Origin of the sequence: Streptomyces boluensis, from assembly GCF_009908195.1 — a bacterium.
In the GTDB taxonomy this organism is placed as follows: Bacteria; Actinomycetota; Actinomycetes; order Streptomycetales; family Streptomycetaceae; genus Streptomyces; species Streptomyces boluensis.
Map to the genome: position 1 here is coordinate 1 of NZ_JAAAHS010000341.1, position 8,511 is coordinate 8,511.

The following is an 8,511-nucleotide window of genomic DNA, read 5'->3' on the forward strand; positions in this document are numbered from 1 at the left end:
GCCCTGCGCGGCAGGGCCGGCAGCGGTACTCGGTGTTAGGGCCTGTCCGGCGGATCTTGCCGCGGTCGCGGGGCCTGGCACGCACATCTGCGGCGTTGTCGTCGGTTGCCATGGCTCCGCCATGTCGCCCTCCTCCGCCTTGCAGCTGCACGCACCAGACCCCGCTCGACTCGACCGGAAGGTGAGTGTCGCCCCGAAGCGGCCTGATCCGCCGGACAGGCCCTAAGGCCATTCCGCCCACTATGGGCGCCGCCCCGAAGGCTGTAAACGCTGTCGGCAGAATGTTGTATACAGATGTGCGGTGGTCGGTGATCGTTCGCCGGGGCCTGGGAGCCTGCCTCAACACTCCCTGCCGGACGGGTACTTGAACCCCGAGCGGCGCCCCGGAGCGCCCCGCGCCCGCCGCGCGTGACCGACACCCCGGCGCGGGGCACTGTCAGCGGGCGTCAACGCGCCCCCGCACACGCTGGCACCGACTGCCCATGACCCGTACGCGTGGCCTTCCTATGGTCCAGGCATGCCACCATTGGAAGCTCTGTTGGCCGCCGGGCACGTCGTCGTCGCGGCCGGTGGCGGCGGCATCTCGGTGGCGGCGGGACCCGACGGGACACTGCGCGGCGTGGAGGCGGTCGTCGACAAGGACGCCACGTCCGCGCTGCTCGCCGCCGCACTCGGCGCGGACGAGCTGATCGTCACCACCGGCGTGGACCGGATCGCCCTGGACTGGGGCACGTCCCACCACCGCGAACTGCCCCGCCTCGACACGGACGAGGCCCACCGCCACCTCGCCACAGGACAGTTCCCCGAAGGCAGCATGGGCCCCAAGGTGAGGGCCGCCCTCGACTTCCTCGCGGCAGGCGGCGGCAGCGTCCTCGTCACCTCACCGGAAGCCCTCGGCCGGGCCCTGCGCGGCCGTTCGGGCACCCGCATCGTGCCCGCGCCGCACCGGGTGAACTCACCGTCCCGGAACGGCACTTCAAGCCGCCCGGTACGGAACACCCCGGCCGCGGACTCGTAACACGCCCGAATCAGGACCCGTACACGCTCGACCCGTGCCCGCCCTGTTCGCGCGGCCCGTACCCCTACCCGCGACGCACCCCCGACCCGAAGGACACGTATGCCTCGCAGCGCAGCCCCCGCCGTGCCCGCCTCGTCCGGTACGCCGCACGCTCCCGACCGCCTTCCCGTCGACGGCCGCCACCATCTGCGGACGACCGTGGAGACGGCCCGCTGGGGGGAGTTGCCGCATGCCGGGAGCGCGGCCGTGCTCGCCGTGGACGACGGCGACACGGTGACACTCGACCTCGTCTCGCACGAGGGCATCCTGCCCGACCAGGGCCGCGACCCCGTGGCCTTCTTCGCCGACTACGGCGTGCCCGAGCACGATGTGCCCACGGACGCCCGCGAGATCGCCGCATCCGGACTCGGGCGCCAGGCCGACGGCCCGCCGGGACCGCACATCGTCACCGGGCCCGTCGCCGTGCGCGGCGCCCGCCCCGGCGACCTGCTGCGCGTGGAGACGCTGTCCCTGTACCGCAGGACGCACTACGGCATCGTCTCCAACCGGCACGCCCGCGGCGCCCTCCCCGGTGAACTTCCCGACGACAGCGCCGAGTTGACGGGCCCCGACACCCGCCGCCACCGGAACGGCACGATCTGCGCGTTCTGCACCGTCGAACGGCAGCCGGACGGCGCCGAGTTCGGGCTGCTGCGGTACGCGCCGAGTCGGCAGGCCCGGTTCCCGCTCAACCCCTTCGTCGGGATCATGGGCGTCGCCAGCGCCGACGAGCCGCCGGTGAACTCCATCCCGCCCGGCCGCCACGGCGGCAACCTCGACGTGAAACACCTCGCCTGCGGCTCGTCCCTCTATCTGCCCGTACAGGCGGAAGGCGCCGGGTTCTACGCGGGCGACCCGCACTTCGCGCAGGGCAACGGCGAGGTCGCGCTCACCGCCCTGGAGGCGCCGCTGCGCGCCACCGTCCGGCTCTCCCTCGTCCGGGGCGAGGCGGCGCGCCGGGTGACCGGACTGCTCGGCGAGCCGTTCGCGGAGACCGCCGAGCACTGGATCGCCCTCGGCCTCGACGAGAACCTCGGCGAGGCGATGCGGCACTGCGTACGTTCCGCGCTCGCGTTCCTCACCACCCGCACCGGCATGGACCGTTCGACCGCGTACGCCTACCTCAGTGCCGCCGCCGACTTCGAGGTGTCGCAGGTGGTGGACGGCGTGAAGGGCGTCCACGCCCTGATCCGCAAGGCGGACTTCCCGGGCACGGGGGGCCTGCGGTGACCGCTCTGCTGCTGCGCAACGCACGCGTGGAGGACGCGCCGGACCCCACCGACGTATGGATCCGGGACGGCCGCATCGAGGCTGTCGGCCGCCCCGCACTCGACCACCCCGACCAGCCCGAAGGTCCCGGTTGCCACCCCGGCCACCCCGAACGCCCCTACGGACACGAGGAGTTGGACTGTGCAGGACGGGTCCTCCTCCCCGGCCTGATCGAGTCGCACCTGCACCCCGACAAGGCGCTGCTCGACCTCGCGCACCCGCACGCGGGCGGCACCCTCGCCGACGCCATCCGGGTCACCGCCGAACTGAAGGCGGGCTTCACCCACGCCGACGTGCGCGCCCGCGCCGAACAGGTCCTGCGGATGTGCGTCACCCACGGCACCACCACCGTCCGCGCCCACCCCGACGTCGACCCGGTCGCCCGCCTCACCGGACTCGAAGTGCTCCTCGAACTCCGGGACAGCTGGGCCGAGTTGGTCACCCTGCAGATCGTCGCGTTCCCGCAGGAAGGCATCCTGAAGGCCCCCGGCACCGCCGAACTGCTGCGCCGGGCCCTGGCTGCGGGCGCGGACGCGGTCGGCGGCTGTACGTACGGCGAGCACTCCCTCGCCGACTGCCGACGGCACGTGGAACACGTACTCGACCTGGCCGTCGAGTACGGCGTACCGGCCGATCTGCACGCCGACTTCGCGGACGACGCCTCCGACCCCCGGTTCGCGCTCGCCGAGTTCATCGCCGAGCAGACCGTCGCCCGCGGCCTGTCAGGGCGGGTCACGCTCGGGCACGCCACCTCGCTCGGCGGCCGCCCGCCCAGCGAACGGCGCGCCGCCCTGAAGGCGCTGGCCGAGGCCGGGGTCGCGGTGGTGCCGCTGCCCGCGACCGACCTGTTCCTCGGTGGCCGCGGCGACACCACCGCCGTACGCCGCGGCCTCGCCCCGGTGCGGGAGATGTGGGACGCGGGCGTCCGTACCGCCTGCTCCAGCAACAACATCCGCAACGCCTTCACCCCGTACGGCACGGGTGACCTCCTCGACACCGCGCTGCTCCTGGCCCGGCTCGGCCACCTCGCGGGCCCGGCCGACCTGCGCCGGGTGCTGCGCATGGTCACCTACGACGCGGCCCGTGTGGTGGGCCTGCCCGAAGCGGACTACGGCACGCACGTGGGGGCCGTGGCCGACCTGGTGCTCCTCGACACCCAGGACTACGACGCGGTCCTCATCGACAGGCCGGCCCGCACGGCCGTCGTCAAGTCCGGGCGGATCGTGGCCCGTTCGACCCGCACGACCGAGCTGACGGCCCTCCCGGCCGTGGGCGTGGAGGCGCAGTGACATGAGAGGCGCAGTGAGCATGAGAGGTGCAGTGAGCATGAGAGGTGCACTGACATGAGAGGTGCAGTGACATGACCGGAAAATGGATCCGCCCGGCCGCGAACCCGGCCGTGCGTGAACGCGTCCCGCACGAGATCGTCGCCTCCGTGCTCGCGGCCACCACCGCGTTCGTCGGCGGCACCGCGCTCCATCTGCCGCCGTGGGCGATCTTCATCTCCTGGGCGGGCATCTTCCTGCTCGGCGGACCGACCCTCTTCCACGCGAAGCGGCTGTGGTGCGCGATGCCGGTGGGCTCCAGTTACGCGCTGCTCATCGTGCTCGCGGAGACCAACGCGGGCACCGCCTTCGGCGACGGCCGGCTCGCCCGCAACGCCTTCGCCGCGCTGTGCATCCTGGTGCTCAACTCGGCGCTCATGTACACCGGCAGGATCCCGCTGTTCTCGCTGGTCCCCGGCATGTTCTTCGGCTTCGCCAGCTACTTCGCCACGTTCTTCGGCGGTTTCGGCTACGACCCGGGCAACCCGTGGGCCGCCTGGGTCTGCGTGGTCGCCATGAACGCCCTCGGCCCGGTCTACGCCTGGCTGTCGATGGCGCTCACGTTCTCGGTGCCACATGAAGCCGCCGGCGAGAACGGCGCCGACGGCGATGACCCGGACGGGGCGCGGGTGCCCGAGCAGTCGCCCCGCCGCCTCACAGCGCGGCCCAGCCTCCGTCGACGGGAAGCACCGCGCCGTTGATGAACGACGCCTCCTCGGAGGCGAGGAAGAGAATCGCGGCCGCCTGCTGCTCCGGTGTGGACACCCCGTTGATCAGCCCGAGCACCGGGGCGAGGGCGGCCGCGCCGGGGGAGTCCGGCGCGATGTCCACCTGGATGCCGGTGCTTGTCGGTCCTGGACCGATGGCGTTGGCGCGGATACCGCTGTCCCGGTAGGTCGCGGCGACACTCTTCACCAGGCCGACCAGCCCGTGCTTGGCCGCGGTGTACGAGGCACCCGCGACCCCGCCGCGCAGGCTGGCCTCCGACGCGGTGAACACGAGGGAACCGCGCCCCGCCCGCGTCATGTGCGGCAGCACGGCCCGGGTGAGCAGGAACGGCGCGGTGAGGTTGATCCGCAGCGTCCGCTCCCACTCGGCGTCCTCGGTCTCGCCGAGCCGCGACATCCGGTCCATCACACCCGCGTTGTTCACGAGAATGTCGATGCCGCCGAACTCCTCGGCGGCGGTGGCCGCGACACGGTCCACGACCTGCTGCTCGCTGAGGTCACCCACGACCGCGAGCGCGGTTCCGCCCGCCCCCTCGATCCCCTCGACGACCCGCCGGGCCTGCTCCTCCTGGAGATCGGCGACAAGCACCTTGGCACCCCGCCGGGCGAAGCCGAGCGCGGCGGCCCGGCCGATCCCGGAGGCTGCCCCGGTGACTATGGTGCTGCGGCCTTCGAACGAGTACGTGCTCACGGGGCTCCTTGAACGGGTCCTGTTTCGGGGCGAGTTGGAGAGGGGTGGGTGCGGGTACAGCGAGATCAGGGCCGGGATCAGCGCCGGGATCAGGGCCGGGGCCAGGGCCGTCCGGCGATGCGCTCGATGTCGGTGTTGAACCGCTTGAGGTACCCGGCGAACGCCTCGATGTCGTCGTCGGCCCACTCAGCCATGATCGCGTCCAGGCTCTCGACGATGCCCTCGCGCTCCGCGTCGAGCCGCCGCTCGCCCTCCGCGGTGATCCGGAACTTACGGGCCATGCCACCCTCGGGGTCGGGGATGCGCTCCACGAGCTCCGCCCGCATGGCCGCCGCGGTCTGCCGGTTGAGGGTGGAGGCGTCAAGACCGAACGCCTCGCCGAGCTGACCGATCGACATCGGCCCCTGCATCCGGATCCGGCTCAGCAGGATGTACGCGCTGCGGTCAAGGGTGCTGTCCTTGCTCCGCCCCTTCGACTTGTGCAGGTGCAGATACCGGCCGAGCAGCATCTGCTCGTACTCCACCTGGCGCGTGGCGCTGTCCATGTTGAATTCGCTCTCCTCCGGGCGTTCCTGTCCCCCACTCGAGGACCATGTGTACCACGGACCATGCATGGCACATATCGCATGGTGCATGCATGTCGTATGTAGGATGCACAATCTCGCGTCGGAGGCACTCTCGCCACCGGCGCCGCCATACGACGGAGGAACCTTCATGGACGACGGCACCGAGTCGACCGTACGGCCCGGCAGGGTCGTCGCCACACTCGCCCTGGCCGGAACCGTCGCCGCGCTCATGCAGACCCTGGTGACCCCGCTCATCGCGGAACTGCCGCAACTGCTCAACACCTCGCCGTCCAACGCCGCTTGGGTGGTCACCGTGACCCTCCTCGTCGCCGGAGTGTGCGTCCCCGTGTCGGGGCGGCTCGGCGACCTGATGGGCAAGCGCCGGATGCTCCTCGTCTGCGCCGTCCCGCTGGCCGTCGGCTCGGTGGTGTGCGCGCTCTCCTCCACCGTCGTACCGATGATCGTCGGCCGTGGCCTGCAAGGTATGGGCATGGGCATGGTGCCGCTCGGCATCGCCCTGATCCGCGACGTGGTCCCCGCCGAGCGGCTCAGCTCCGCCATCGCCCTGGTCAGCGCGTCCATGGGCATCGGCGGCGCCATCGGCCTCCCGGTCGCCGCCGCGGTCGCCGAGTACGCGGACTGGCGGGCGCTGTTCTGGGGCGCGGCGGTCCTCGCCGTGATCAGCGGCGTACTGATCCGGGCCGTCGTCCCGGAGGTCCCGGTCGCCGCGCGCGGCCAGCGCTTCGACCTGCCCGGCGCGCTCGGCCTCGCCGTCGGCCTCGTCGCCCTGCTGCTCGGCATCTCCAAGGGCGCCGACTGGGGCTGGAGTTCGCGCACCACGCTCGGCGTTCTCGCCCTCGCGGTGCTGGCGCTCGCTGTCTGGGGCCGGTGGGAGCTGCGCACCCGCGACCCGCTGATCGACCTGCGCACCACGGCGCGCCCGCGCGTGCTCCTCACCAACGCCGCCTCGATCCTGGTCGGCGTCGGCATGTACGCCTTCATGCTGATCGCGCCGCAACTGCTGCAGTTCCCCGAGGAGACGGGCTTCGGGCTCGGGCAGTCGATGCTCGCCGCGGGCCTGTGGCTGGCGCCCGGCGGCGTCATGATGATGATCGTGTCCCCGCTCGCCGGGAAGCTCATCAGCGCCCGCGGCCCCAAGCCCGCCCTCGTACTCGGCGCGCTCATCATCTCCTTGGGGTACGGTCTCGCGCTGCCGCTGATGGACTCCGCGCTCGGCCTGATGGCCGTCGGCATCGTGACCAGCAGCGGCGTCGGCCTCGCCTACGGCGCGATGCCCGCCCTCATCATGAGCTCGGTGCCGCTCTCGGAGACCGCGGCCGCCAACGGCTTCAACTCCCTGATGCGTTCACTCGGCACCACGATCGGCGCCGCCGTGGTGGGTGTGGTGCTCGCCCAGATGACGGTCACCGTCGGCGGCCACACCTTCGCCTCCGAGGACGGCTTCCGCACCGGCTTGGTGATCGGCTGCGGCGCCGCCCTCCTCGCGGCCGCCGTCGCCGCCCTCATCCCGGCGCCCCGCAGCACGGAAGCCGCCGAACCCGCCGAACCCGAACAGGCCCCGGCCCGCGCCTGATTCGAGTACGGGGCGGGCGCACGGTATACGCGTACGGGGCGGCGCACGGTGTACGCGTACGGCGCACGCCTCACACCGTGTACCCGCCGTCCACGTCGAGCGTCTGCCCGGTGATGAACCCGGCCCGGTCGGACGCCAGGAACGCCACCGCCTCGGCGATGTCCTGCGCGCTGCCGAAGCGGCGCAGCGGAATGTTGCGGCGCGTCACCGCGAGGGCCGCCTCGTCCAGTTCGCCGCTCTCGACCAGGCGGGCGGCCATCCCGTCGGTGAGCATGCCGGGGCCGACACAGTTGACCCGTACGCCGAACCGCCCCTCCTCGGCGGCGAGCGCCCGCGCCACCGCCTCCACCGCGCCCTTCGTGCCGGACGACAGCCCGTCGCGTACCGGAAAGCGCCGGGTCGCGGCCGTCGTGACCGCGACGAGGCTGCCGCCGCTGTCCCGCAGCGCGGCAAGCGCGGGGTGCGCCAGCTGGTAGAACGCCGCCGCGTCGGCGTGCAGTTGCTCGCGGTAGCGGGCCGGCGGGACCTGGCTGAGGTGCGTCATCGGCACGTGCGGCCCGGCCGCGTACACCAGCGTGTGCAGACCGCCCGCCGAAGCCTCCCGCACCGCCCCGGCGGCCTCACCCTCATCGGCCAAGTCGGCCCGCAGCGCCCGGACTTGACGCCCTTCGGCGGTCAACCCGTCGACCAGCTCACGGGCGGCGCCCTCGCTGCTGCGGTACGTGAACACCACGTCACTCCCGCGCAGCGCCAGGGTGCGCACGACCGCCGCACCGATCCCACCGGTCCCGCCCGCGACCAGGGCGACACCCTCACGCCCGGCGAACTCCTGCTCGTCCACTAAGGGTTCCCTCCCCGGTCAGGGGGCGGCGCACCGGCCGTCCGCGACGTTCAACTGGGGTACAAGATCCCGTTCCTGATGATCCGTCAGCTATTGGCTGGAGGGCAAGAGGTCGCCCGCTGGTTCCAGCGGCGCTCCCAGAACCGCATCAGCTGCGGATAGACGATGAGGCGCCGGAACGGCGCGATGGCCGCCATGTACGCCTGGCCGAACAGGCCGTTGGGCTTCACGAGCACCGCCATCCGCCCCCGGTACCCGCCCTCGACCTCCGGGTCCTCGACCCAGCTGAGATGCATGACGGCGTGCACGGTGCGGTTGGCCATCTCGGCGGCCCACTCGTGCTCCAACTCGTAGAGCGGCACGAAGGGTTGGGTGTCGAGGCCGGTGTTCACCGGCAGCTCCCGCAGATCCGCGGGCAACCGCTCGCGCAGGGTGGGCAC

General features: G+C 72.4%; 9 protein-coding genes. 5 read left to right on the top strand and 4 right to left on the bottom strand.

The window, feature by feature from the left end; genetic code table 11:
- Positions 1-517: 517 nt before the first annotated feature.
- From GUY60_RS29975 to GUY60_RS29990, 4 genes are all read left to right on the top strand, one after another.
- Positions 518-1,018 carry an amino acid kinase family protein gene (locus GUY60_RS29975; protein ID WP_161703442.1) on the top strand — a complete coding sequence of 167 codons (501 nt, stop codon included), beginning with the start codon at positions 518-520 and terminating at the stop codon, positions 1,016-1,018.
- A gap of 99 nt (positions 1,019-1,117) precedes the next feature.
- On the top strand, positions 1,118-2,287 hold the full coding sequence (locus GUY60_RS29980) for an acetamidase/formamidase family protein (protein WP_161703444.1): 1,170 nt from the start codon (positions 1,118-1,120) through the stop codon (positions 2,285-2,287).
- Positions 2,284-3,615, top strand: coding sequence for an amidohydrolase family protein (locus GUY60_RS29985; protein WP_161703446.1), 1,332 nt, complete (start codon positions 2,284-2,286; stop codon positions 3,613-3,615). Before GUY60_RS29980 ends, GUY60_RS29985 begins: the two co-directional genes overlap by 4 nt.
- A gap of 71 nt (positions 3,616-3,686) precedes the next feature.
- Entirely contained in the window at positions 3,687-4,352 is a 666-nt protein-coding gene (locus GUY60_RS29990) for a DUF1097 domain-containing protein (RefSeq protein ID WP_188133042.1), read from the top strand.
- Here GUY60_RS29990 and GUY60_RS29995 read toward each other — a convergent pair.
- Together GUY60_RS29995 and GUY60_RS30000 are read right to left on the bottom strand one after the other, a co-directional pair.
- Positions 4,306-5,070, bottom strand: coding sequence for an SDR family NAD(P)-dependent oxidoreductase (locus GUY60_RS29995; protein WP_161703448.1), 765 nt, complete (start codon positions 5,068-5,070; stop codon positions 4,306-4,308). The two genes, GUY60_RS29990 and GUY60_RS29995, sit on opposite strands and share 47 nt — an antisense overlap.
- 89 nt (positions 5,071-5,159) lie before the next feature.
- Positions 5,160-5,615 carry a MarR family winged helix-turn-helix transcriptional regulator gene (locus tag GUY60_RS30000; RefSeq protein ID WP_161703450.1) on the bottom strand — a complete coding sequence of 152 codons (456 nt, stop codon included), beginning with the start codon at positions 5,613-5,615 and terminating at the stop codon, positions 5,160-5,162.
- A gap of 169 nt (positions 5,616-5,784) precedes the next feature.
- Between GUY60_RS30000 and GUY60_RS30005 the strand changes: the two genes are divergently transcribed.
- Positions 5,785-7,230, top strand: a complete 1,446-nt coding sequence (locus GUY60_RS30005) for an MFS transporter (RefSeq protein WP_161703452.1) — start codon at positions 5,785-5,787, stop codon at positions 7,228-7,230.
- A gap of 70 nt (positions 7,231-7,300) precedes the next feature.
- Here GUY60_RS30005 and GUY60_RS30010 read toward each other — a convergent pair whose 3' ends face one another.
- Positions 7,301-8,071, bottom strand: coding sequence for an SDR family NAD(P)-dependent oxidoreductase (locus GUY60_RS30010; protein WP_161703454.1), 771 nt, complete (start codon positions 8,069-8,071; stop codon positions 7,301-7,303).
- Between the two features lie 86 nt (positions 8,072-8,157).
- A partial coding sequence (locus tag GUY60_RS30015; protein ID WP_161703456.1) for a DUF2867 domain-containing protein occupies positions 8,158-8,511 on the bottom strand: 354 nt, incomplete at its 5' end.